This is a genomic window from uncultured Marinobacter sp. (assembly GCF_947259545.1).
Lineage (GTDB): Bacteria > Pseudomonadota > Gammaproteobacteria > Pseudomonadales > Oleiphilaceae > Marinobacter.
Genome location: NZ_CAMYMK010000008.1, coordinates 45,012 through 68,148, shown reverse-complemented (window position 1 = coordinate 68,148; position 23,137 = coordinate 45,012). Strand labels below are relative to the sequence as shown.

Here is a 23,137-nt window from a genome sequence, read left to right as displayed (position 1 = left end):
ATCCAAAAATGTTGTTCAGTTGCGATTGTAGCACTAAAAGTTCCCGTCGGGGCAGGCGCCGTAAAGCCCGAGACAACGAATTTCCCGCCAGACCGGATCCGGAAGGAGATATCGGGGCGACCGCCCGGACCGGATGCGCTCACGAATACCGGTGGCGGAAATGTCCAGAAGTGGCGGATTCAGCTCCAAAAAGTACCCGCAGGGGGCTCTATGAAGCTGATCGGCAGCTGACACTCCATGGTCTCGCAGTAATTTCGCTGGCACCCCTTCTGGGTCCAGCTCCGGACCAGGACGTTTCACAACCACCACATGAGCCAGTTGCGGAATCCGTTGCCAATCGCGCCACCGGTCAAACCCGGCGAAAGCATCCGTGCCCACCACCATGACCAAGGGTTCCTGCGCCCCCAGCTCCTCACGTAACTGACGAAGGGTATCGGCAGTAAAGGAAGCCCCTTGCCGCGTCAGCTCACGATCATCCACAACCAGCCCGGCCTCATCGGCAATCGCCAGCTGCAACAGCTTCAGGCGCTGCGCACTGCTGGCGCTGGTTGACCCGCGATGAGGCGGAATATGGCACGGCACCAGTGAAATCTCCGACACGCCCAGACATTCCCTCAGCTCGATGGCAAGCCTGAGATGGCCGTGGTGTACCGGATCAAACGTACCGCCGTAGATAACATGCATAAGCAATCAGGTCCGGACGTGGCCGTCACCGAACACCACATATTTCTGCGATGTCAGCCCTTCCAGTCCCACGGGTCCCCGCGCATGGATCTTGTCAGTGGAGATACCGATTTCGGCCCCCAGACCATACTCAAAGCCATCGGCAAAGCGAGTGGAAGCATTGACCATGACGGAACTCGAATCCACTTCGGTGATGAAGCGTCGCGCTCGAGTGTAATTTTCCGTGATAATGCTGTCGGTGTGCTGCGAACTGTACCGATTGATATGGTCAATGGCCCCGTCCAGGCCATCCACGACCCTGATCGCCAGGATCGGAGCCAGATACTCTTCCTCCCAGTCGGCCTCGGTCGCAGCTGTCACAGAGGGCAGCACAGCGCTTGTGCGTTCACAACCCCGCAGCTCAACGCCCTTCTCTGTAAAGGCATCCGCCAACAGGGGCATGATATCCTCGGCGATCTCGGCATCCACCAGCAACGTTTCCATGGTGTTGCAGGTGCCGTACCGATGAGTTTTCGCGTTCACCGCCACCTTCAGGGCCTTCTCCGGGTCCGCGTGGCTGTCAATATAGACATGGCAGACTCCGTCCAGATGCTTGATGACCGGCACCCGGGCATCACGGCTGATCCGTTCGATCAGTCCCTTGCCACCCCGGGGCACGATGACATCCACATAGGCGGGCATGGTAATCAGCTCACCCACCGCCGCACGGTCTGTGGTCTTGATCACCTGCACCGAGGTTTCAGGCAATCCGGCTTCAGCCAGGCCCCTGGCGAGGCAACTGGCGATGGCCTGATTAGAATGTATGGATTCGGATCCGCCACGGAGAATGGTGGCGTTCCCGGATTTCAGGCACAGGCTCGCGGCTTCCACTGTCACATTGGGCCGGGATTCGTAGATAATGCCAATCACGCCCAGTGGGACCCGCATTTTGCCAACCTGGATCCCTGAGGGTCGGTAGGTCATATCGGTAATCGCGCCAATCGGGTCCGGTAACGAAGCAACCTGCCTGAGCCCCTCAATCATGGTGTCGATTCGCTGCGGTGTCAGCTCCAGACGGTCCAACATCGCGGCGTCCAGCCCGTTTTCACGCCCCTGAGACAGATCCCGGGCATTGGCCTCCACCAGTTCGCTACGGGAAGCATCCAGCGCCTCTGCGGTTGCCAACAGGGCCTGGTTCCGCACCGCCGTGGTCGCGCGAGCCACCGCCGTGGCCGCGGAACGTGCCTGCTGACCCACTTCGGCCATGTACGCTGCAATATCCATTCGATTACCTTTGGTTTTAATAGCTGATTTCACAAATAAGACGGTAACTTTACCTTTCCCGATTCAAGTACGCATCCCAAACGATTATTATACCGCTGCCGACCAGCCTGATCGGTATTGAATGACAGACGGTGGACGCAACCTGCGTTATGCTGACACAAACGGATGTCCGGGAGAGGATGGATACTATGGCCCAGATGGCCGAAAAATTCCTGTTAAGTCGCCTGTCGAGAGCTGGCTTCATCGCACTGATTGCCATCGCTGTGCTCTCTGCCATATTCGGCGAACACCTCACGACAATTACCGCTCTGATGGCAGCAGCCCTGATCTTTACCGGGAGCACCTTTCATACTCAGCGGTCCCGCGCACCCTGGCCAATGATCAACCGCCTGATTCTGGGCGCCTTCCTGATCCTCCTGGCCGGTAGCCTGTGGACCGGGCCCAGGAGCCTGGTCCACTGGCTGTACATAGCACCATTACTGGCATTTGCACTGCTGCCCGTCTCCCTGGCCATTCTAACAACTCTGGCCTGCGCCTTCCTGGCCATGGCGTCAACCTACTGGTCGACCGGGCTACCGGAGCGTCACCAGATGATCAGTGCCTTTCTACTCACTATCATGCTGTCCGCGGTCCTGGTCTTTCTGCGCGAATACAAGTCCCGGCAGCTGGCCCCTTTACGTCGCACCGACGAACTCACTCAGGCCGCCAGCCGGGATTACCTGTCCGCCGACCTGCACAAGGAAATCCAGCGCAGTGAACGGGAAGGCACGGACATGTCCATTATCATGCTCGGCCTGGACACCCATTTGAGCGATACCGATCCCGATGCCGACATTCGCTCCATCCTGCCCCGTATTGGCCGCTACCTGCATTCGCAATTGCGGGACTTTGACGCCTATTACCGGGTAGCTGATCTGCAATTCCTGATTATCCTGCCCGGCATATCCACCTCCAACGCCACCAGCCGGGCAGAGACCATCCGCAAGGGCCTTCGGGGATTGCTGGTTTCCCACGGACTGGAATTAACCGTCAGCGCGGGCATCGCCGGCCTTAATATCGGAGACGACGCAGACAGCCTGCAACAGTCCGCGGCCAACGCCTTGCGCCGGGCACAGCAACAGGGAGGCAACCGCACCCAGTCCTACAGCACCTGGTCGCATTCCTCACCACCTACCAGGGAAGCCGATGTCGAGGGCCCCATTGCATGACTGAAACACGCCTGAGAACCTACACTCATCTGGCCGGTTATTGTCTGGCGGCCCTGTTTATTGCCAGCCTCGCCCTCCAGAATCTGCGCTATGGGTTCTATGACCTTTTCTACCTGGCTGCCGGCATGACCCTGCTGACTCTGGCCGGCGCGGGCTACACCTTCGTGTGTCGCCGCCAACAGTTATCGGCGCCGGGGCACCTGATGATCCTGACCGCCCTGAATGTCGGGCTGATTGCAGCCATGTACACGCTGGACACCTCGGGAATCAGTCACTGGAGCATGCCACTTATCCTGCTCAATCTGCTGATCCTGCCACTGCGTCAGGGGCTCATCCTGTCCTTATTCCTGTTCCTGGCCCTGGCATTCTTCCTGATTTTTCGCCATCCGCTGCAGGAAACCACCACCATACTGACGGGCGCCATGGCACTCATCGCAATCGGGGCCTTGTATATATGGCACTACAATCATATGGCGCAATCGGCGGAAGATCTGGCGATAACCGACCCCGTGACCGGCGCCCACAATGCACGCTTCCTGGACGAAACGTTGCAGAAGGAAATTAGCCGCGCCATTGCCACCGGCCACTCACTGTCGATCATCAAACTGGCAATTGATTACGCCGATGAGGCAGAAGATCTGCATGGAAAAAATGGCATCCAGACACTTTTCCGGGAGATCACCCAACACCTCTTCGGAGTCATTCGCGCAGGGGACACGCTTTACACCCTGAAGGAATCCGAGTTTTTCCTGATTCTCCCCTTTACCCCCGAAGAGGGGGTGCGGGTGATTGCCGAGCGCATTCGCAGGACTATCGCCGAGCACAACTGGGCCGTGGTCGGCAAAGCAACCGTGAGCCTGGGCTGTACCACTCGTGGCTCCGGCGATACACGCACGGATGCCCTCAGGAAACGCGCCCACCTTGCCCTGGAGGAGGCCCGCAAGCACGGGGCTGATTCCATCTGGTTTCTGCCAGGAGATGCCACCGGGTCATGAGCGGTGACTGGCTTTCCTCCCTCTCCGCCTGGTTAATCAACCACTCCGAGTGGCTTGCCCTGGCAATTTTCGGAACCGCGTTTGTCGAATCCCTGGCCATTGCCGGCATACTGATACCGGGCGTGGCTATTATGTTCGCCGCAGCCGCCCTGGCCGGACAAATCTCCATGCCACTGTCGGAGGTCTTACTCTGGGCGGCGTTGGGCGCCATTGCAGGTGACGGCATCAGTTTCGCACTGGGACGCCTCTGTCAGGGCAAGCTGGATCGGATCTGGCCCCTGAGCCGGTATCCCAGAGCCATCCACAAGGGCGAATACTTCTTTTACCGGTACGGCGGTGTCAGCATCATAATCGGGCGCTTTGTGGGCCCGATACGACCGGTGATTCCGCTGGTCGCCGGCGCCCTGATGATGCCCTGGCGCCGGTTCCTGCTGTTCAACCTTACGTCCGCGGTGGGTTGGGCCCCCGTGTATATGATTCCGGGTTACCTGGTAGGCAGCGCACTGGCCAGCGACGTTCGGCCACCAGCTCATTTTTATCCGGTTGTCGCAATCAGCATGGCTACGCTGATTGTCATCTACCTGACCGTTTTCCGTTTTCAGCTGGGGTTGGGTTACAGCAGCCGATTCTATCAGTGGCTGGCCAGAAAAATGGCACAGTACGACGCCACACACCGATTCTGGCGCCTCTACTCCAGTGACCGTCCCGCCCAGGGCGGTGAATTCCCGCTGCCCTCACTGTCCCTCGCTGTCGCTGCCACGGCACTGTTCCTGATATGGAGCCAACTGGTGATGAGCACCACCCTGCTCCAGCCCCTCGACAGTGCCGCAGCCACCTGGTTCTCGCAGTTGCGACAACCGCTATTTGATCCCGCCATGCTCTTCTTTAGCCTGACAGGTGAGGCGCTGGTTCTCAGCGTCGCCGGGGCGTGTCTGTCGCTTGTGCTTGCCTTTCGGGGGTATTACGGCGCGGCCGTGCATATTATTGCCGCTCTTGCGCTCACGACCCTTCTGGTGTGGCTATTCAAGACACTCACCGCCATCCCGAGACCGGATCTCTTACTGAACCCACCCGCGTCAGGCTCCTTTCCCAGCACACACACAGCAGGCATCACTGTCTTCTGCATGCTGACTGCCAATTTCGTGGCCAGGGAAACCAGACACCGCCAACGCTGGCGCATCTATCTGGTGCTCAGCCTGCCCATCCTTCTGGTCGCGGTCAGCCGCCTGTATCTCGGAGCACACTGGTTCACGGATGTGATCGGGGGATTCTTTCTGGGGTTGGCCATTACCGGCTATATTCGCGCCAGCTACAGTCGCTACGACCGGGTACCGCTGTCCCAGGACTTTTCATTACTGGCAGCGATGATTGCCGGGGGAGTCTTTACGGCAGCCTATATCTGGTACCAATGGCCGCACACACTGGCACTCTACACACCCAACGGACTCTGACCTGAGACCCAACACCAGGAAAACCGCTCAGCCCTCCTCCAGCGCCTCAAGCAGGGAATGCAACCGGCTCAGCCTTTCGATAGGGTCCTGTAGTTCAACCAGCTTTTGCTTCTCCCGCTTGTCCAGGGGCAACAATTCAGTCAGCCTCCATCCCACATCCCGGGCATCACTGTAGTCGACCTCCATATCCAGATCGCGGATTACAGGATGGCGAAACAGAGCCTTCAACACTGCAGGCAATTCGAGATAGCGTTCCGGCACCTCACAGCTGGCTTCGTTCATCAGGCGTTCGACGTCCCCCAGGTTCAGCCCATCGGACTCCTGCCAACTCCGAACCACGGAAACCTTGCCCTCACCTTCGACGGTAATACCCAGCAAACCGCTATCCAACTGCTGGAAATCGATGATCCGAACGTAGGTACCGATGTCATAGAACGCGGCCTCTTTGGCAGTCTCCAGCCCCTCTCGCAGCATCACCACCACAAACCCCCGATCTTCCTTTAGACACCGGGTCAGCATGTCGATGTAGCGCGGCTCGAAAAGCTGCAAGGGGATTCGCCCCTTGGGCAGCACAATGGAGTTGAGTGGGAAAAGGGGCACGTTCATCGGGACGCGGTCACCTGTCAGTCGAATCTGGAATTACCATCACACAACCTCAGTGAATTGACAAAAGCTGGTGAACCTCATCTACCCGGGCACGAGCCTCTGTCAGCAGTTGCAGGCTCCGGGATGCATTGAGCTCGAGCTCGCCCAACCTGCGGTATGCCGGGACTTCATCAAATGAGGGAAGATCTGAATTCTGGCTGGAACCAATCATCGAGTGCAACTGGGCAACAATCACCACATCCACCAGTTGCGGTTCCGGCTCACGACTTTCATACCCCCAGTCCTCGGCGTGGCGCACCGCCTCGACAAAGGTCCCGGGAAATGACCAATTCTCCAGCACGGCAGTGCCAACATCGCCTCTGAGCTCTGTTATAACATGATTCAGATTGGCCTGATCCGCAAACAGATTGACGTGATGCTCTGCCTGAACCAGCACCGGCACCACACCGATGTCGTGCAACAACCCCGCCAGCATCGCTTCTTCCGGATTCAACCGGGTCGCGCTGTCGGCCAAAACCCAACACAGGGCAGCTACCTCTCTGGAGTGCCGCCACAGCCGATCCATTTCCTTCTGCAGGGAGGCCTGTCGGGTATTGAATACCTCCCGCATGGCGAAGACGGTTACCAGTTGACGGGTTGTCCTCATACCCAGCCGCACCACCGCTTCCCGCATATTGCGGACGTCCCGGAAGCCACGATACAGGGGGCTGTTACTGGCTCGCACGAGCTTGGCGGCCATGGCAGGATCAGCCGACACCGCCTGCGCCACCTGCTCTGCACTGGTGTCCTCACGTTCAACCAGCCGCCTCACCTTCCAGGCGACATCCGGCACGCTCGGCAGACTCATCTGGTTGGAACGCAATTCCAGGTAGAACTCCATCAACAGGCGATGTTCCTCACTTTCGTCACTACCAAAGTCCGTGCCCGACTCAATCTCCACCTGCTGGACCGGGGCGGAGCGCAACATCTGGTTGAGGATATCCTGCTCCACCGCGAGGAATTCACAATCCTGAACCGCGGTTACATCGTAGATCCGCGGTTGCAGACGGGCGATGGGGTTCAGCGCCTTTTCACTGTCTGCCTCGATGGTGGATTTGCGGCCATCCCCCGATTGCAGCTCTACCGCGCCTGCCACCAGGAACAGATCCATGCCATCCCGTGCCCCTCGCTCAACCACTCGTTGACCGGCCCCATGCACCCGACGCTCCGCCCGACTGGCCAACAGTACCAGCTGGTCATCGGTTAACCGGTTAAGGGGCTGAAACTGCTTGAGCTGGCGTAGTGACAGGTTTTCCTGCTCGGCCATAAACACACTCTCTCCATTTACCCAGTCTTTCCTGTCTTCGGAGGCGACTGTTTGATCCTATTGTTACTCATTGTAAACACGGTCCGGTAAAACAACCATGCGATCAGAGTCGAATCTGGTATCCTTTGTCCTCCCAACCCTTGTCAAAAGCAACACAAAGAGAGACCTGAACCCCATGCCTCAGTATCGTTCGCGGACATCCACCGCAGGCCGTAACATGGCCGGTGCCCGTGCGCTCTGGCGAGCCACCGGTATGAAAAACGAAGATTTCGGAAAGCCGATCATCGCCGTTGCCAACTCCTTTACCCAGTTTGTACCGGGCCATGTGCACCTGAAGGATCTGGGCCAGCTGGTCTGTCGCGAAATCGAGGCTGCAGGGGGCGTTGCCAAAGAGTTCAACACCATCGCCGTAGACGATGGTATCGCCATGGGTCACGACGGCATGCTTTACTCCCTGCCGTCGCGGGAAATCATCGCCGATTCCGTGGAATACATGGTCAATGCGCACTGCGCCGATGCCCTGGTGTGCATTTCCAATTGCGACAAAATCACCCCGGGCATGCTGATGGCCGCCATGCGCCTGAACATCCCCACTATTTTTGTCTCCGGCGGCCCCATGGAAGCCGGTAAAACCAAACTGTCCGAGCACAAGCTGGACCTGGTGGATGCCATGGTCATCGCCGCCGATCCCAATGCGGATGATGAAACGGTCGCCGAATACGAGCGCAGCGCCTGCCCCACCTGCGGATCCTGTTCTGGCATGTTCACGGCCAACTCCATGAACTGCCTGACCGAAGCCATCGGCCTGGCACTGCCCGGCAACGGCTCCATGCTGGCCACTCACGCCGACCGCGAACAGCTGTTCCTCAAAGCCGGTCGCCAGATTGTAGAGAACGCACGACGCTTTTACGAAGAAGACGATGCCAGTGTGTTGCCGCTGAGCATTGCCTCCATGGCCGCCTTTGAAAATGCCATGGTAATGGACATAGCCATGGGCGGTTCCACCAATACCATACTGCACCTGCTGGCAGCGGCGCAGGAAGGAAACGTTCCGTTCACGCTGAACGAAATCGACCAGCTCTCCCGCCGGGTACCGCAGCTTTGCAAGGTGGCGCCCAACTCCCCCAAATACCACATGGAAGACGTCCACCGCGCTGGCGGGATTATGGGCATCCTCGGTGAGCTTGAACGTGGCGGGCTGATCAACACCGACCTGCCGACAGTTCACAGCAAAACCATGCACGAAGCCCTGGAAACCTGGGACATCATGCGCAAACCGCCAGCGGAAGTGGTGGAGTTCTACAAGGCGGGTCCGGCGGGCATTCCCACCCAGACCGCGTTTAGCCAGGCCACCCGCTGGCCTTCCCTGGACGGCGACCGGGAAAGCGGCTGCATCCGCTCCGTTGAGCATGCTTACTCGTCCGAGGGCGGCCTTGCGGTTCTGTATGGCAACATTGCCCTGGATGGCTGCGTGGTCAAGACCGCCGGCGTGGATGAAAGCATCTATGTATTTGAAGGCAAGGCCCGTGTGTTTGAAAGCCAGGATTCCGCTGTTGCCGGCATTCTCAGCGACGAAGTCAAGCCCGGTGAAGTTGTCATTATCCGCTACGAAGGGCCGCGCGGCGGACCCGGCATGCAGGAAATGCTCTACCCCACCAGCTACCTGAAATCGAAAGGCCTGGGCAAGGAGTGTGCCCTGCTGACCGATGGCCGTTTCTCTGGCGGCACCTCGGGGCTGTCTATCGGTCACGCTTCACCAGAAGCAGCAGCGGGCGGTGCCATTGGCCTGATTGAAAATGGCGATCTCATCCGCATTGATATCCCGAACCGGAGCATCAACGTGGAAATCGACCAACGGGAGCTGGATCGCCGGCGCGCCGAGCGTGACGATAAGGGCTGGAAACCCGAGCTCCCCCGGGACCGCAAGGTCTCCGCAGCACTGAAAGCCTATGCCCTGCTGGCCACCAGTGCCGACAAGGGCGCCGTCAGGGATCTCGAAAAGCTCGATTAATCACGGCCCAGGCACAAAAAAGCCCGCTCAGGTCAAAAGCCTGGCGGGCTTTTTGGTACAGCCTCAGTATCAGAACAGCGACCAGCCTCCGTCATCATCCTCCTCAACGGCGTCTTCCTGTTCCGGATTCGACTCCGCTTTCACTGAAGCAGCCTCGCTGCCGCCCTTCGCAGAGGGATTATTGCCACCGGACGCCTGATTAACCGCAACCTCCATCGGCACCATACCCAGTGCCGACTTGGTGGCCTCATTCAGCTCACCCGTGACTTTCAGCCCCTGATCCTGCTGGAAGGCACGAAGTGCGGAACGGGTATCGCTATCCATCGCTTTACTGACGTTATCCAAGTCATAACCCGCGCCATAGAGCGCGTTTTTGAGGGCCACAGTATTGTTGGCAAACGCCCCGGGCGCGGCGCTCATGGCCAATGCGGCGGTGATCAGGGCTGCGATCACCGAGCGACGTTTAAGTGTTGTTGCGGGCATGGAATTCTCCTGAGAATCACCTGATATCATCACGACATCGATTCTTATTGTTGGATAGAGCCTATCCCCATGAATGGGGTATGTCGCCGGCAGCCTAACATACCTTCCAACCCGCCTGATTCCATACAGGTCACAGTTTCGCGTTATTGATCAGATTCCTGATCTACCGTTGCAACCGGCACTTCACCAAACTCTCGAATAAAAATGCCCCAGAACGCCATAAACAGGGCAGCGACCAGAGGCCCCATTACAAATCCATTAATACCGAACATGACGATGCCCCCCAGCGTTGACAGCAAAACGATATAGTCCGGAAGCTTGGTATCACGGCCAACCAGGATGGGCCGCAGAACGTTATCGGCAAGGCCGATCACGATAGCCCCGAAGGCCGTCAGCACGACGGCGGAAACGACCTCCCCCGCAGCGGCCAGGTAGATTGCCACCGGCACCCAGACGAGAGAAGCGCCAATTGCCGGAATGAGTGAAACGATAGCCATGACCACGCCCCACAGCAGGGCCCCGGTGATACCCAGTATCCAGAAGATCAGGCCGCCAAGGGCGCCCTGGATAATGGCGATCAGCAGGTTGCCTTTTACGGTTGCCCGGGTGACCTCGGCAAACTTGGCAAACAGCAAACGTTCGCGCTCATCACCCAGCGGCAAGGCACGAATCAACAGATCCACCAGCTTGTTGCCATCCCGAATCAGGAAAAAAGCGAGATACACCATCAACGCCAGTCCCAGAAAGAACTGGAACGTATTCTGGCCAAGCCCAAGGGCCTGCTTCGCCAGGAACTGGCTCCCCCCAAGGAAGGCATTCACAACGCGATCCCTGACCCCCCTGAAATCAATATCGAACTGGGCAAGGAAAGCCTCTATTGCCGGGAACGACTGGTTAACCCTGTCAATGTATTCCCCCGGCTGGATCTCACCACTCTGGATCTTCTGGTACAGCCCCAATCCCTCTGCAATCAGTGACGTCACCAGAATAATGACCGGTATCACCACAATCACCATGCAGATGGTGAGTGTGAGCAAGGCGACAACATTTGGACGGTTCCCGAGTCTGCGCGCTAACGCTTCCCTCACCGGGTAGAAAATAAGCGCGATCGCGACGGACCAGAAAATGGGGCCAAAGAACGGCTTCATCAACAGAATGAAGGCCAGGGAGACCCCCAGCAGCATGGCCAGAAAAGTCCGTGTTTCCAGTTTTTTGTACATCGATCGATTGTCTCCCATGCTGTTCCTGATAACTGGGCCATAGCCTAACACGGCCCGTGGCCAGCACAGGCTTTTTCAGGGTATAGTGATCGGTTATTGATCAGTAATAAAACAGGTCGCCCCTTGGATCACGAAGAGTTCACTATCGAAACCGCGCTGGATGCGGCCACCGCCCTGAACAAGGTGCTGGCAGCCAGGACCCACCGCCGAAAGGTGATGGGGCAGGACGTCTGGGTACCTGGCCAACTGGGCGAGGCTCTTCATCTCCCGCGCATCATCCGCCGCCTGCAGAGCAAACAGCAAAAGCAGCGTGAACAGGGCCTGGACGAGTTTCAGGAGCTTTGGCCGACGTTGTCTCCGGCTACCAGGGACAAGGTTCTGGACCGGATTGGCTGGTACAACCCGAAAGAACTGAGCTGGGATGACAAACGCTCTAACCGGCGCCCAATTCCAGACGCAAATAACTGAATCTACCGCGAAAAGTGAACATCAAGAGGGTTACGTACGTACTTCTCATCCCTGACACACAGAGCGCCGGTCTTTGAATTGTCACATCGGGCCCTTATGTTAGACATATTGAGGAGGTTTATAATGAGTAAACACGACCATTACCGTGCCGTAGCGGCTGAAGGAAGCGCCGTTCCGACACTGCTTTGCGGGCATTGTCATTCCACATTGCCCCGCGCCCGTATTTTCCGTAACGACGGTGAGCGCTTCGAGGATTTTCACTGCCGGACCATCGGCCTTTGCTCCGCCGACGACTGCGGCGCGGTTAACTGCTGTGACGACGCTCTGGCGGCATTCGACAATCCGGACACACTGTTTGGCCTGGCGTCCTGATTCAATCCGGCAACGCACTGTTACCTAAACCAAACACACAAATTTTCCATCTGCTTTATCCTGACTGAAGTAAAGGCTGCGACTACTACAGCCACGCAACCACTCAGTCAGGACAGTCGATGGCATGCGCATTCTGAGAACCGATGAGGCCCACTTCCAAGGCCTCCCGGATTATCCCTTTGCACCTCACTACCTGGACGTGGAACCAGGCCTGAGAATGCATTTTGTTGATGAAGGACCGGCAACCGCCTCGCCCGTCGTCATGCTTCACGGTGAGCCATCGTGGTCGTACCTGTATCGCCACATGATTCCTATCGTCGCAGCCGCCGGTCATCGGGTTCTGGCCCCGGACCTGATCGGGTTCGGCAAGTCTGACAAACCCGCCGACGTAGGCGACTACAGTTACCAGCGCCATATTGATTGGCTGACCCACTGGCTGGAATCCCTGGAACTGACCAACATTACCCTGGTGTGCCAGAACTGGGGCTCCCTGCTCGGACTGCGTCTGGTGGCCGAAAATCCGCAGCTGTTTCAACGAATTATCGTTGGCAACGGCATGCTGCCCACGGGTGAAACCCCTATTCCCACGGTCTTCTCCCTGTGGAAAGCCTTTGCCACCCACAGCCCATGGTTTCCGGTAGGACGCATCGTGCAACTGGGTACGGAGCGTACCCTCAGCACGGCTGAGTTGGCCGCGTACGAGGCACCATTCCCCAGCCCCGAGTACAAGGCCGGAGCCAGAGCGTTTCCAAAATTGGTGCCGGTTTCACCGGATGACCCGGCCAGTGGCCCCAACAAGGCGGCCTGGAAAGTCCTGGAGAAGTGGCGAAAGCCATTCATTACCTGCTTCAGCAGTGGCGATCCCATTACCCGCGGCGGTGACCGGCACATGCAACGACGTATCCCCGGTGCCTATGGTCAGCCACACATTACCCTTCGGGGAGGACATTTCCTGCAGGAAGACTCTCCTGAGGATTTTGCCCGCATCATCAACGACGCCCTGAAATCGGTACAGGCAGCTTGAGGGCCGCCCGTCCCGGCAAGCGCCTTAGCCAAACACAGTAACGGTCTGACGACTCAGCGCCACCAATTCGCCTTTGCTGGTCCAGATGCCCGCCTGGGTATGTCCGTAACCCGCACCGGCCTGATCGATCGTTGCCTTGTAGAGCAACCAGTCTCCCGGCGCCATGGCGGGACGGGGATGCATGATATCCAGGGCCCAGCTCAGGGAGCTGGCAGGCACGCGCTCTTTCAGATGAGGCAGGAGCGCCGGAGGCCAGGCATCCACCAGCGCGACAATATGGGCATCGGAGATTTCCTCCGGCCGCTCCCGGAACTGCATCCAGCCGCCCATGTCACGACCGCCCTTGCCACTGAACGGGAAAGAACCGAAGGCCCAGCGCATCTCGATATGCTGGGTGAACTCCGGTGTCATACCCTTGATGTAGGGCAACCCCTGGCACGCGTCCACCGGCGTCGCTTCGGGTGCCGGCAGCGGACTGACGGCCACTGTCGATTCCCGGTCCCCGCCAAAACTGGCCAGGCACACCAGTTTTACCTCGCCCTCCTGCAGAATCCTGCCCTGAACCTGGCTGACGGCCTTGCCCTCCCGCAGAATGTCCGCATCAATCTCCACCGGCACCCCCGGGGTTACCGGCCCGACGAATGACACCTGCATGGATCGCATGGCGCGCCCGGGTGCCACAATCTTTTCCATCCTGTCGAACACCAGTGCCGCAATAATGCCGCCAAAGGTGGCACGCCCCTGTGCCCAGTCAGGCGTAAACACCAACTCCCCTTCAGCCCTGCCGGCCGCCAGCACGTCATCGAAATTCATTTGGCCCTTCCTGTTAGCTTGCTACCTGAAAAATCAAAGACTGCCCAATAAAGCACCACAACGCAATGGCGCGCTCCGGCAACTACCTACGACAAGTCCACTATTTTGCGTATTAAAGCAATCGCAAACGGGCTATAATGCGATCACATCATGCATTGCCCCGCAATGCTTTACCCTCCGAATTCCGAGTACATTAATGTCAGAATTGTCTTTTGCCGAACTTGGTCTGGATTCAGCCGTTCTCGACGCTGTAACCGCCGTCGGTTATGAAACCCCGTCTCCCATACAGGCCCAGGCCATTCCTGCACTGCTTGCCGGCAACCACCTTCTGGGGGTTGCCCAGACCGGTACCGGCAAGACTGCAGCGTTTGCGCTGCCCCTGCTGAGTCGGATTGATGCTTCCGTGAGCGAGCCCCAGATTCTGGTACTGGCTCCCACACGGGAGTTGGCGATTCAGGTAGCAGAAGCCTTTACCACATACGCCAGCAAGTTCAGTCGTTTTCACGTACTGCCGATCTACGGTGGCCAGGACTTCTATCCGCAATTGAAGGCCCTCAAGCGCGGTGCCCAGGTTATCGTTGGCACCCCGGGTCGCCTGCTGGATCACCTGCGCCGTGGCACCCTGAAACTGGACAGCCTGAAAGCGCTGGTGCTGGACGAGGCCGACGAAATGCTCCGCATGGGCTTCATCGACGATGTGGAGGCGATTCTCGCCAAGACACCGGAGAACTGCCAGCGCGCGCTGTTCTCGGCCACCATGCCGCCGCAGATCAAGAAGGTCGCCCAGACCTACCTGCGCAACGCGACCGAAGTCAAAATCGAGAGCGAAACCCGCACGGTCGAGCGGATTTCCCAGTTTGTTCTGCCGGTCTACGCCGAACGCAAACTGGACGCCCTGACCCGCATCCTTGAAGTGGAGCCGTTTGACGCCTCGATTATTTTCGTGCGCACCAAGGCGGAAACCACACTGCTGGCCGAAAAGCTGTCCGCCCGCGGGCACGCTGTCGCTCCTCTGAATGGTGACCTGAACCAGCGCCAGCGCGAGCAGACGGTCGAAGATCTCAAGCGCGGCAAGAAAGACATCATCGTAGCCACGGATGTGGCGGCCCGGGGCCTGGATGTGCCGCGGATTACCCACGTCATCAACTACGATGTCCCTTACGATACCGAAGCCTATATCCACCGGGTTGGTCGTACCGGCCGCGCCGGCCGTGAAGGCAAGGCAATCCTGCTGGTCACCCCGAGGGAACGCAGCTGGCTGCGCACCCTTGAGCGCGCCACCAACTCGCCCATGGAAGCTTATGAGCTGCCCTCACCCACGGATCTGAAAAAGATGCGTGAGCAGCAGTTCGAAGCGCAATTGCTGGGCTTTGCCGAGGACCGCAAGCTGGCCAAGTCGATGGCGCTGCTGGATGAAATCGCCGAGCGCAATGATATGGACATGGCGATGGTGGCCGGTGCTCTGGCCTGCTGGATGGAAGCAGCCCTGCCGGGCTCCATGCCTCTGGAACAGCCGGAAGCCTTGCCTGTAGTGTCGGCGACGCCACCACGCAGGGATCGCAAGGGCGGTCGTCCGGGCGATGGCCGCAAGGGTGGCAAGCCCGGATTCAAGCCGGGCTTCAAGAAAGGCCCGAAAGGTCGCGGCGGCCCCGGCCCGAAGGGCAAGCCCCCAGGCAAGGGCGGCAAGCCCGCTGGTAAGCGCCCTGCCCGTCAGGCCGACGCCAAGCGCTGATAGACGACGAAACTGTAGTCGTAAGGGTTGTTATCGGACGCGGAGAAATCCTCCCGTCCGATTTCTTCCCACTCATCCCAGTTCACTTCCGGAAAGAATGCGTCTCCCTCAACCTCTGCGTGCACCTGGGTGATGTAGATTCGATCCACCATCGGCAGGGCCTCAGCGTAGATCTGCCCGCCCCCGATAATCATCACTTCGTCCCCACCCTCGATTTCAGCCTGAGCTTCGGCTTTGACCAGCGCCTCTTCCAATGATTTCGCTGCTACCGTTCCAGCGGGTGCTTCCCATTCCGGATTGCGGGAAATAACCACGTTCATCCGCCCCGGCAACGGCCGCCCAATGGAATCCCAGGTTTTCCGCCCCATGATGATCGGTTTCCCCATGGTAGCCTGCTTGAAGTACCGCAGGTCGCCGGGCAGGTACCACGGTAGCTTGTTGTTACGGCCGATGACCCGGTTACGGGACATGGCGACTATCAGGGCTTTTCTCATGTTTTGATCTCTTGGCTGGGAGTTACTTTTTTTGACTTGGGGGCTGCGAGAGGACGGGAAGGGGTGTTCAAAAAGCGCCTCAAGACGTCCGTGTGCGGCTTCGGCTCCGCCATCCATGGCTCCGCAGATTTTTGAACACCCCTTCCCGCCCTCTCGCGACTCGACATCGCAGTCAGTGATTCAAGATTCAAGTATTCAGAACTCATAACCCTGCGTAAATACCAAAACCCGACGTTCTCTTTTCGATAAGCAAACCTTATCGTCAGAACGCAGGGTAGCGGGTTGGGCTTTCCGAAAATCTGCGGAGCCATGGATGGCGGAGCCGAAGCCGCGCATGGATGCCTTGAGGCGTTTTTCGGAAAGCCCAACCCGCTACCCTGCAGCCCCCACAACAATCGGACCGGGCCCAAACATAGGTCAAATAGCGATGGGAGCCTTTATCACCGGATGAGGCTCATACCCCTCAAACTCGAAATCTTCCAACTCGTATCCAAAGATCGACTCCGGCTTCCGCTTGATCACAAGTTTAGGCAGAGCCCGCGGTTCCCGCTTCAACTGCTCGAACACGATGTCGTCGGTCAGGTGATTCTGATACAGGTGACAGTCACCAAAGGTATGCACGAACTCGCCCACCCCCAGATCACATTGCTGGGCAATCATGTGAGTCAGCAGCGCGTATGAGGCGATGTTGAACGGCACGCCCAGGAACAGGTCAGCGCTGCGCTGGTAGAGCTGGCAGGAGAGCTTGCCGTCGGCGACATAGAACTGGAACAGGCAGTGGCACGGCGCCAAAGCCATGCGGCCCTGGCGGACGTTGTCCTGGGGGCCGATGGATTCGTCCGGGAGCTCCGCCGGGTTCCAGGCGGACACGATCAGCCGGCGGGAGTTGGGCTTGTTGCGGATCTGGTCGATCACATCGCTGATCTGGTCAACGGTGCTACCGTCCGGACAGTGCCAGCTGCGCCACTGTTTGCCATAGATCGGACCCAGGTCGCCGTTTTCCAGGGCCCATTCGTTCCAGATGGAGACGTTGCGTTCTTTCAGCCAGTTGTTGTCGGTGGAACCCTGCAGGAACCACAGCAGTTCCTGGATGATGCTACGCAAATGGACTTTCTTGGTGGTGACCAGCGGGAAGCCCTGCTCCAGGTCGAAACGGATCTGGCGGCCAAAGACGGAGCGGGTGCCAACGCCGGTTCGGTCGCCCCGGTCCAGGCCGTTATCTACCACGTCTTTCATCAGGTCGAGATAGGCTTTCATTCAATACCTCTGCGATAAGCAATCAACATAAGGCCGGCACCGGCCACGATCATCGGGAACGACAGCACCTGCCCCATGGTGAGCCAGTCGAAGGCGAGGTAGCCGATCTGGGCGTCAGGCTGGCGCACGAATTCCACCAGGAAGCGGAACACGCCGTAGCAGACCAGGAACAGGCCGGATACCGCCATGCGTGGACGGGGCTTGGAGGAGAACCACCAGAGGATGATAAAGAACACCACCCCCTCCAGGGCAAACTGGTACAGCTGAGACGGGTGGCGCGCCAAGGCATCCGGCGCCTGGGGAAACACCATACCCCAGGGGACGTCCGTGGGTTTGCCCCAGAGTTCGCCGTTGATGAAATTGCCGATGCGTCCGGCTCCGAGGCCGATAGGGACCAGCGGAGCAACGAAGTCCGCCATTCTCCAGAAACCGCTGCCGACTTTGCGGCCGTACCACCACATGGCAAACATGACGCCCAGCAAGCCACCGTGGAAGGACATGCCGCCTTCCCAGACCCGCAGAAGCCAGAGCGGGTCGGCGATGAAAGTATCGAAGTTGTAGAACACCACGTAACCGAAGCGGCCGCCGAGAATGACCCCGAGGGCGATGTAGAACAACAGATCGCCCACCTGCTCTTCGTTCAGGGGCGACCAGGGTTTGCGGGCGCGGATTCTGCCCAGCCACCAGCCGGCAATAAAGCCCACCAGATAGGTCAGTCCGTACCAGTGGATTTTCAGGGGCCCCAGTGAAATGGCCACGGGATCAAACTGCGGATGCTGCAGCATCTAAAACCTCTCAGCTCAGAAGAAAGCGGATGCCGACCAGGATCAGCATGATGGCGAATATTCGTTTCAATAGCCGGGCGTTCATACGGTGCGCGAGATTTGCCCCGACCCGGGCAAAAAACACGCTGGTAAGGATAATACCCAACAGCGCGGGCAAATAGATGAAGCCCAGGCTCAGGGTCGGCAACTCAGGACTTCCCCAGCCGGTCCAGATATTACCCAGGGCACCGGCCACGGCGATCGGCAGACCGCAGGCAGCCGATGTGCCCACAGCCTGTTGCATGTTCACGTTACACCAGCTCAGGTAAGGCACGGTCAGTGTGCCTCCGCCAATGCCGAATATCGCGGAAGCCCACCCGATACCACCGCCGGCGGCTCCGAGCCCGGCGGGGCCGGGCACGACACGGCCCGGCTTCGGATTCACCTCAAATATCATTTTCAACGCCACCAGAATGACAAAAACACCGATGACCAGTTCCAGCGCCGGCCCACTCAGCAGGGACGCTGTCCAGGCGCCCACCAAGGCACCCATGACAATACCAACGGTCATCGGCTTGAATATATCCCAGCGCACGGCCGCATGGAGGTGGTGGGAACGGATGGAGCTCATGGAAGTGAACACAATGGTGGCCAGCGACGTACCTACTGCCATATGCGCGGCTATTTCCGTGCTAATACCCTGTAATCCAAAGCTAAAGATAAGCACAGGCACAATGATCAGCCCGCCACCTATACCAAACAACCCCGCCAGCGTCCCGGCAAAGGCGCCGAGCGCGAGGTAGAGGCCAAATACGTTTAACAGGGTCATAGCACAGCCATACGCAGTCAGGAAACAAGGCTGGTATGATACACACCGACGTCGCCGAGTTCATTATGAGAGCATCGATACCCCCATGTGCCTGATCGCCTTTTCCCTCGGACAGAATCCCGATTACCCGCTGGTGGTTGCCGCCAATCGCGATGAATTTTTCCGCCGGCCCACGGCCGCCATGGACTGGTGGCAGGAGGGGGACCAGCCTCCGGTTCTGGCCGGCCGGGATTTGCTGTCCGGCGGCACCTGGCTGGCTGTCAGCGAGGATGGCCGGGTCTCTGCAGTAACCAATGTGCGGGAAGGCACTGCCGAACCCGGGCGTAAAAGCCGGGGCGAGTTGCCGCTGCAGGCTCTGGCTATGCCGGTGGCAGATCTGGAACAGCAACTGGCGCACCAACAGGACGATTATTCCGGTTTCAACCTGATCCATCTGGACGGGCAGTCCGGCTGGTATTTCAGCAATCGGGACGCCCACCCCGGGCGCAAGATCCACAGGGGCACCTATGGACTCAGCAACCATCTACTGCAGACGCCATGGCCGAAACTTCTGAAACTTCGCAACGCCATGTCACATACGCTGGCAGAGACGCCAGCGGATGCCTCGGAGCCACTCCATGACGCTCTGATCACGCTGCTTCACGACACTACACCCGCGCCGGACCGGGATCTGCCCGATACCGGTGTCGGGCTGGAAACCGAGCGTTTCCTGTCATCGCCCTTTATCGTCGGCAGTGATTACGGCACCCGCGCGACCACTATTGTGTCCGTCTGCCGCTCCGGGGAAATCCGGGTGACCGAGCAGGGCTGGAGGCCCATGGGCGAACCAGGCGAACGTCGTCAGTTCTGTTGGCAGCGGTAGCACGCAACCTTTGATATAATCCGCCAAAACCCGCGAAGCAACCGGAGGGCCTCACATGGCCGGTGAACAAGGCGCAACATCCATCGCCGACTTTGAAAAATCCCTTGATGAGCTGGCAAAGCTGGTTCGTGACCTGGAACAGGGCGAATTGTCCCTGGAGCAGTCACTGACCGCCTTTGAGCGGGGCGTCAAGCTGACCCGCGAGTGCCAGCAAGCCCTGAAAACAGCAGAACAACGGGTTGAACAACTGGTACAGAACAACGATGGCACGCTGGAAACCCGCCCCTTCACCCCGGATGAGTCCGCCTGATGACCGCACAGCCCCTGATTGCGGAAAGTTTTCTTGAAACCTCACGGGCCCGGGTGGATGCCGCGCTGGATAAGCACATCGAAGCCGGTGGCCGGGCCTCCGATCGTCTGCAGGAGGCCATGCGCTACAGCGTACTCGGTGGTGGCAAGCGCATCCGTCCGGCTCTCTGCCTCGCGGCCGCCCGGGCCGTGGGCCAGGATTCGGAGCGAGCCCTGGTCCCGGCATGTACCCTGGAGCTGATCCATGCCTATTCGTTGATCCACGATGACCTCCCCGCCATGGATAACGATGAATTACGCAGGGGACGCCCCACAGCCCACATCGCTTTCGACGAAGCAACCGCCATTCTCGCCGGCGACGCCCTGCAGGCCCTGGCCTTCGGCTGGCTGGCGGAAGCCCCCAAGCTGACCGATGCCACACGTCTGGCCATGGTCCGCGAACTGGCCGTTGCCAGCGGCCATCGGGGCATGGTGGGCGGTCAGGCCATTGATCTGGCCTCCGTGGGCAAAACGCTGAGCATTGGCGAACTGGAAAACATGCACCGCCACAAGACCGGTGCGTTGATTGAAGCCAGTGTTCGCATAGGCGCCTTGACGGCGGACTCCCTGCCAGAGCAGCACCTCACTGCGCTAACCGGCTACGCCCGGGCTCTCGGGCTGGCATTCCAGGTTCAGGATGACCTGCTGGACATTGAGGGTGACACTGCCGTTATCGGAAAACCCCAGGGCTCTGACCTCGCCAGGGGCAAACCTACGTTCCCGTCACTGCTTGGCAATAACGGCGCCAGAGAGCTCTTGTCACAGCTGTTGAAGACCGCACTCGACCACCTGGCCGACTTCGGTCCGGAAGCGGACCCGCTGAGAGCCATGGCGGATTACGTGGTCGCCCGGAGCCATTGATTGATCCGGGGCTGGAAGCGCACACTGTCAATACCCTGTAAGTCGGATTAGCCGCAGGTGTCATCCGACAACAATTGATTCGTCACACAGATCGAGAAAGACCCTAACAGATGCAGGACACATACATTTTCAAGGAAATCCCGCCACAGCGGCCCAACACGCCGCTACTGGACAGGATTGACACTCCGGATCAGTTACGGGAACTGCCGGCAGAGCAGCTGACGCAACTGGCCCGCGAGTTACGGTCGTTCCTGCTGTGGTCCGTGGGCCAGACCGGTGGCCATTTCGGCGCAGGGCTGGGCGTACTCGAACTGACCGTCGCCCTGCACTACGTCTTCAACACCCCGGAGGACCGCCTGGTCTGGGATGTAGGCCACCAGGCCTACCCGCACAAGATCCTGACCGGCCGCCGCGAGCAGATGGGCACCATTCGCCGCAAGGGCGGACTGGCGGGCTTCCCCAAACGCGCTGAAAGCGAATGCGACACCTTTGGGGTGGGGCACTCCAGCACCTCCATCAGTGCGGCTCTTGGCATGGCCATGGCTGCCCGTATGCAGAAAACCGGGCGCAAGAGCATCGCCGTCATCGGCGACGGTGCAATGACCGCGGGCATGGCCTTTGAGGCATTGAACCACGCCGGCCATTTGCACGCCGACATGCTGGTGATCCTGAATGACAATGACATGTCCATTTCCCGCAATGTCGGGGGGCTGTCCAATTACTTTGCCAAACTGCTGGCCAGCCGCACCTACAATCAGGTGCGGGACAGCAGCAAGAAGGTCCTTCAGGGGACCCCCAACCTGATGGCGCTGGCGAAGAAGACCGAAGAGCACTTCAAGGGCATGATTGCCCCGGGCACCCTGTTTGAAGAGCTTGGCTTCAACTATATCGGACCAATTGACGGCCATGACCTGCCGCTGCTGCTCGAAACCCTGGAGAACATCCGCGAACTTGAGGGGCCGCAGTTCCTGCACGTGGTCACCACCAAGGGCAAGGGCTTTGCGCCGGCCGAGGCAGACCCGATCGGTTACCACGCCATCAACAAGATTGAGCCGGTACCCGCCAGCAAGCCGGAACCGGTGAAACCCAAGCCCTCCGGGCCCAAATACGCCAATGTTTTTGGTCAATGGCTGTGCGATGCGGCGGAGCAGGATGAGCGGGTCGTCGGTATTACCCCGGCGATGTGCGAAGGGTCAGACCTGCTGGCATTTTCTGAGCGCTTCCCGGACCGTTACCACGATGTGGCCATTGCCGAGCAGCACTCCGTGACCCTGGCTGCGGGCCTGGCCTGCGATGGTGCAAAACCGGTAGTAGCCATCTATTCCACCTTCCTGCAACGGGCTTACGATCAGCTGATCCACGATGTCGCCATCCAGAACCTGGACGTGCTGTTTGCCATTGATCGTGCCGGCCTGGTCGGCGAAGACGGTCCGACTCATGCCGGGGCTTTCGACATCAGTTACCTGCGCTGCATCCCCAATATGTTGGTCATGGCGCCGTCTGATGAGAATGAAACCCGTCAGCTGCTCCATACCGGACTGATGTTCGAAGGACCCGCGGCCGTGCGCTATCCCAGAGGAACGGGACCCGGAGCGGAAATCGTCAAGGCGCTCACTCCCTTGCCCATCGGCAAAGGACGCGTGGTGAAGGAAGGGAGCGGCGTTGCCGTGCTTAACTTCGGCACCTTGCTGACCCCGGCACTCGAAGCCGCGGAGGCCCTGGGCGCCACGGTAGCGGATATGCGGTTCGTGAAACCGCTAGATGAAGAGTTGATCCTGTCGCTGGCTGAACGCCACGACCTGCTGGTCACTCTGGAAGAAAACGCCATCGCTGGTGGCGCCGGCAGCGCCGTTACTGAGTTTCTCAACGCACGGGATGTCAGTCAGCCCGTTCTGCAACTGGGGTTGCCCGACACCTTTATCGATCACGGTAAACACGGGGAGTTGCTCAGTGGCTGCGGGCTGGATGCCGACGGCATTCGCCACTCGATTGAAATGCGCCTGGAACGGCTGCGTCACCAGACCCTGAAAGCGGTCAAGTAATCAGCTGGCCAATCGGCGCCCTGTCAAAAGGCGCTCCGGTTGGC

General features: G+C 59.1%; 23 protein-coding genes. 12 read left to right on the top strand and 11 right to left on the bottom strand.

The window, feature by feature from the left end:
- Positions 1–33: 33 nt before the first annotated feature.
- Together nadD and Q0Y21_RS11960 are read right to left on the bottom strand one after the other, a co-directional pair.
- Positions 34–684: a nicotinate-nucleotide adenylyltransferase gene (gene nadD / locus Q0Y21_RS11965; RefSeq protein ID WP_297795625.1), complete on the bottom strand. Its 651-nt coding sequence runs from the start codon at positions 682–684 to the stop codon at positions 34–36.
- A 6-nt stretch (positions 685–690) separates the two neighbouring features.
- Positions 691–1,947 carry a glutamate-5-semialdehyde dehydrogenase gene (locus tag Q0Y21_RS11960; protein ID WP_297795622.1) on the bottom strand — a complete coding sequence of 419 codons (1,257 nt, stop codon included), beginning with the start codon at positions 1,945–1,947 and terminating at the stop codon, positions 691–693.
- 188 nt (positions 1,948–2,135) lie between these two features.
- Between Q0Y21_RS11960 and Q0Y21_RS11955 the strand changes: the two genes are divergently transcribed.
- From Q0Y21_RS11955 to Q0Y21_RS11945, 3 genes are read left to right on the top strand one after another with little or no spacing between them, the layout of a single operon-like run.
- The gene (locus Q0Y21_RS11955) at positions 2,136–3,155 is read left to right on the top strand and encodes a GGDEF domain-containing protein (protein WP_297795618.1); all 1,020 of its coding nucleotides are present in this window, start codon (positions 2,136–2,138) and stop codon (positions 3,153–3,155) included.
- Complete coding sequence (locus Q0Y21_RS11950; protein ID WP_297795616.1) at positions 3,152–4,150, top strand: diguanylate cyclase; 999 nt, start codon at positions 3,152–3,154, stop codon at positions 4,148–4,150. Before Q0Y21_RS11955 ends, Q0Y21_RS11950 begins: the two co-directional genes overlap by 4 nt.
- The gene (locus Q0Y21_RS11945) at positions 4,147–5,601 is read left to right on the top strand and encodes a bifunctional DedA family/phosphatase PAP2 family protein (RefSeq protein ID WP_297795613.1); all 1,455 of its coding nucleotides are present in this window, start codon (positions 4,147–4,149) and stop codon (positions 5,599–5,601) included. The genes Q0Y21_RS11950 and Q0Y21_RS11945 overlap by 4 nt, the downstream gene beginning before the upstream one ends.
- A 27-nt stretch (positions 5,602–5,628) precedes the next feature.
- Here Q0Y21_RS11945 and Q0Y21_RS11940 read toward each other — a convergent pair whose 3' ends face one another.
- Entirely contained in the window at positions 5,629–6,207 is a 579-nt protein-coding gene (locus tag Q0Y21_RS11940) for an LON peptidase substrate-binding domain-containing protein (RefSeq protein ID WP_297795610.1), read from the bottom strand.
- A 49-nt stretch (positions 6,208–6,256) separates the two neighbouring features.
- The gene (locus tag Q0Y21_RS11935) at positions 6,257–7,513 is read right to left on the bottom strand and encodes an HDOD domain-containing protein (RefSeq protein ID WP_297795607.1); all 1,257 of its coding nucleotides are present in this window, start codon (positions 7,511–7,513) and stop codon (positions 6,257–6,259) included.
- A 175-nt stretch (positions 7,514–7,688) separates the two neighbouring features.
- Here Q0Y21_RS11935 and ilvD point away from each other — a divergent pair, with 175 nt between their 5' ends.
- Complete coding sequence (ilvD, locus tag Q0Y21_RS11930) at positions 7,689–9,524, top strand: dihydroxy-acid dehydratase (RefSeq protein ID WP_297795604.1); 1,836 nt, start codon at positions 7,689–7,691, stop codon at positions 9,522–9,524.
- A gap of 69 nt (positions 9,525–9,593) precedes the next feature.
- On the opposite strand, the gene Q0Y21_RS11925 is transcribed toward ilvD, so the two are convergent.
- Positions 9,594–10,007, bottom strand: coding sequence for a peptidoglycan-binding domain-containing protein (locus tag Q0Y21_RS11925; RefSeq protein ID WP_297795602.1), 414 nt, complete (start codon positions 10,005–10,007; stop codon positions 9,594–9,596).
- Between the two features lie 143 nt (positions 10,008–10,150).
- Positions 10,151–11,227, bottom strand: coding sequence for an AI-2E family transporter (locus Q0Y21_RS11920; protein WP_297795599.1), 1,077 nt, complete (start codon positions 11,225–11,227; stop codon positions 10,151–10,153).
- Between the two features lie 123 nt (positions 11,228–11,350).
- Here Q0Y21_RS11920 and Q0Y21_RS11915 point away from each other — a divergent pair, with 123 nt between their 5' ends.
- The 3 genes from Q0Y21_RS11915 to Q0Y21_RS11905 all read left to right on the top strand — a co-directional run bounded on the left by Q0Y21_RS11915 (position 11,351) and on the right by Q0Y21_RS11905 (position 13,091).
- Entirely contained in the window at positions 11,351–11,695 is a 345-nt protein-coding gene (locus tag Q0Y21_RS11915) for a hypothetical protein (RefSeq protein WP_297795596.1), read from the top strand.
- Between the two features lie 123 nt (positions 11,696–11,818).
- Positions 11,819–12,067: a hypothetical protein gene (locus tag Q0Y21_RS11910; RefSeq protein WP_297795593.1), complete on the top strand. Its 249-nt coding sequence runs from the start codon at positions 11,819–11,821 to the stop codon at positions 12,065–12,067.
- A 124-nt stretch (positions 12,068–12,191) separates the two neighbouring features.
- The gene (locus Q0Y21_RS11905) at positions 12,192–13,091 is read left to right on the top strand and encodes a haloalkane dehalogenase (protein ID WP_297795590.1); all 900 of its coding nucleotides are present in this window, start codon (positions 12,192–12,194) and stop codon (positions 13,089–13,091) included.
- A gap of 24 nt (positions 13,092–13,115) precedes the next feature.
- Here the strand turns inward: Q0Y21_RS11905 and Q0Y21_RS11900 are convergent, their stop codons facing one another.
- The gene (locus Q0Y21_RS11900) at positions 13,116–13,904 is read right to left on the bottom strand and encodes a thioesterase family protein (RefSeq protein WP_297795587.1); all 789 of its coding nucleotides are present in this window, start codon (positions 13,902–13,904) and stop codon (positions 13,116–13,118) included.
- Between the two features lie 196 nt (positions 13,905–14,100).
- Here Q0Y21_RS11900 and Q0Y21_RS11895 point away from each other — a divergent pair, with 196 nt between their 5' ends.
- Positions 14,101–15,636 carry a DEAD/DEAH box helicase gene (locus Q0Y21_RS11895; protein WP_297795584.1) on the top strand — a complete coding sequence of 512 codons (1,536 nt, stop codon included), beginning with the start codon at positions 14,101–14,103 and terminating at the stop codon, positions 15,634–15,636.
- Here the strand turns inward: Q0Y21_RS11895 and Q0Y21_RS11890 are convergent.
- The 4 genes from Q0Y21_RS11890 to Q0Y21_RS11875 all read right to left on the bottom strand — a co-directional run bounded on the left by Q0Y21_RS11890 (position 15,615) and on the right by Q0Y21_RS11875 (position 18,980).
- Positions 15,615–16,130, bottom strand: a complete 516-nt coding sequence (locus Q0Y21_RS11890; RefSeq protein WP_297795581.1) for a dihydrofolate reductase — start codon at positions 16,128–16,130, stop codon at positions 15,615–15,617. The two genes, Q0Y21_RS11895 and Q0Y21_RS11890, sit on opposite strands and share 22 nt — an antisense overlap.
- A gap of 417 nt (positions 16,131–16,547) precedes the next feature.
- Positions 16,548–17,387, bottom strand: a complete 840-nt coding sequence (locus Q0Y21_RS11885; protein ID WP_297795578.1) for a thymidylate synthase — start codon at positions 17,385–17,387, stop codon at positions 16,548–16,550.
- A complete protein-coding gene (gene lgt / locus Q0Y21_RS11880; protein ID WP_297795575.1) occupies positions 17,384–18,172 on the bottom strand; it encodes a prolipoprotein diacylglyceryl transferase in 789 nt (262 codons plus the stop codon). The genes Q0Y21_RS11885 and lgt overlap by 4 nt, the downstream gene beginning before the upstream one ends.
- Positions 18,173–18,182: 10 nt before the next feature.
- Positions 18,183–18,980, bottom strand: coding sequence for a sulfite exporter TauE/SafE family protein (locus tag Q0Y21_RS11875; protein ID WP_297795573.1), 798 nt, complete (start codon positions 18,978–18,980; stop codon positions 18,183–18,185).
- 85 nt (positions 18,981–19,065) lie between these two features.
- On the opposite strand from Q0Y21_RS11875, the gene Q0Y21_RS11870 reads away from it, so the two are divergent.
- From Q0Y21_RS11870 to dxs, 4 genes are all read left to right on the top strand, one after another.
- A complete protein-coding gene (locus tag Q0Y21_RS11870; RefSeq protein WP_297795571.1) occupies positions 19,066–19,842 on the top strand; it encodes an NRDE family protein in 777 nt (258 codons plus the stop codon).
- Positions 19,843–19,897: 55 nt separating this feature from the next.
- On the top strand, positions 19,898–20,152 hold the full coding sequence (locus tag Q0Y21_RS11865; RefSeq protein ID WP_297795568.1) for an exodeoxyribonuclease VII small subunit: 255 nt from the start codon (positions 19,898–19,900) through the stop codon (positions 20,150–20,152).
- On the top strand, positions 20,152–21,051 hold the full coding sequence (locus Q0Y21_RS11860) for a farnesyl diphosphate synthase (RefSeq protein WP_297795565.1): 900 nt from the start codon (positions 20,152–20,154) through the stop codon (positions 21,049–21,051). Before Q0Y21_RS11865 ends, Q0Y21_RS11860 begins: the two co-directional genes overlap by 1 nt.
- Positions 21,052–21,161: 110 nt before the next feature.
- Positions 21,162–23,093, top strand: coding sequence for a 1-deoxy-D-xylulose-5-phosphate synthase (dxs, locus tag Q0Y21_RS11855; RefSeq protein ID WP_297795562.1), 1,932 nt, complete (start codon positions 21,162–21,164; stop codon positions 23,091–23,093).
- The last annotated feature ends 44 nt before the right edge of the window (positions 23,094–23,137 follow it).

Coding starts and splice junctions, on each gene's coding strand:
- Q0Y21_RS11935 (WP_297795607.1), bottom strand. CDS start 7,513: ATGGCCGAGCAGGAAAACCTGTCACTACGCCAGCTCAAGCAGTTTCAG.
- Q0Y21_RS11860 (WP_297795565.1), top strand. CDS start 20,152: ATGACCGCACAGCCCCTGATTGCGGAAAGTTTTCTTGAAACCTCACGG.
- Q0Y21_RS11900 (WP_297795587.1), bottom strand. CDS start 13,904: ATGAATTTCGATGACGTGCTGGCGGCCGGCAGGGCTGAAGGGGAGTTG.
- Q0Y21_RS11925 (WP_297795602.1), bottom strand. CDS start 10,007: ATGCCCGCAACAACACTTAAACGTCGCTCGGTGATCGCAGCCCTGATC.
- Q0Y21_RS11955 (WP_297795618.1), top strand. CDS start 2,136: ATGGCCCAGATGGCCGAAAAATTCCTGTTAAGTCGCCTGTCGAGAGCT.
- lgt (WP_297795575.1), bottom strand. CDS start 18,172: ATGCTGCAGCATCCGCAGTTTGATCCCGTGGCCATTTCACTGGGGCCC.
- Q0Y21_RS11885 (WP_297795578.1), bottom strand. CDS start 17,387: ATGAAAGCCTATCTCGACCTGATGAAAGACGTGGTAGATAACGGCCTG.
- Q0Y21_RS11945 (WP_297795613.1), top strand. CDS start 4,147: ATGAGCGGTGACTGGCTTTCCTCCCTCTCCGCCTGGTTAATCAACCAC.
- Q0Y21_RS11865 (WP_297795568.1), top strand. CDS start 19,898: ATGGCCGGTGAACAAGGCGCAACATCCATCGCCGACTTTGAAAAATCC.
- Q0Y21_RS11905 (WP_297795590.1), top strand. CDS start 12,192: ATGCGCATTCTGAGAACCGATGAGGCCCACTTCCAAGGCCTCCCGGAT.
- Q0Y21_RS11890 (WP_297795581.1), bottom strand. CDS start 16,130: ATGAGAAAAGCCCTGATAGTCGCCATGTCCCGTAACCGGGTCATCGGC.
- Q0Y21_RS11950 (WP_297795616.1), top strand. CDS start 3,152: ATGACTGAAACACGCCTGAGAACCTACACTCATCTGGCCGGTTATTGT.
- ilvD (WP_297795604.1), top strand. CDS start 7,689: ATGCCTCAGTATCGTTCGCGGACATCCACCGCAGGCCGTAACATGGCC.
- dxs (WP_297795562.1), top strand. CDS start 21,162: ATGCAGGACACATACATTTTCAAGGAAATCCCGCCACAGCGGCCCAAC.
- Q0Y21_RS11875 (WP_297795573.1), bottom strand. CDS start 18,980: ATGACCCTGTTAAACGTATTTGGCCTCTACCTCGCGCTCGGCGCCTTT.
- nadD (WP_297795625.1), bottom strand. CDS start 684: ATGCATGTTATCTACGGCGGTACGTTTGATCCGGTACACCACGGCCAT.
- Q0Y21_RS11895 (WP_297795584.1), top strand. CDS start 14,101: ATGTCAGAATTGTCTTTTGCCGAACTTGGTCTGGATTCAGCCGTTCTC.
- Q0Y21_RS11920 (WP_297795599.1), bottom strand. CDS start 11,227: ATGTACAAAAAACTGGAAACACGGACTTTTCTGGCCATGCTGCTGGGG.
- Q0Y21_RS11940 (WP_297795610.1), bottom strand. CDS start 6,207: ATGAACGTGCCCCTTTTCCCACTCAACTCCATTGTGCTGCCCAAGGGG.
- Q0Y21_RS11960 (WP_297795622.1), bottom strand. CDS start 1,947: ATGGATATTGCAGCGTACATGGCCGAAGTGGGTCAGCAGGCACGTTCC.
- Q0Y21_RS11910 (WP_297795593.1), top strand. CDS start 11,819: ATGAGTAAACACGACCATTACCGTGCCGTAGCGGCTGAAGGAAGCGCC.
- Q0Y21_RS11870 (WP_297795571.1), top strand. CDS start 19,066: ATGTGCCTGATCGCCTTTTCCCTCGGACAGAATCCCGATTACCCGCTG.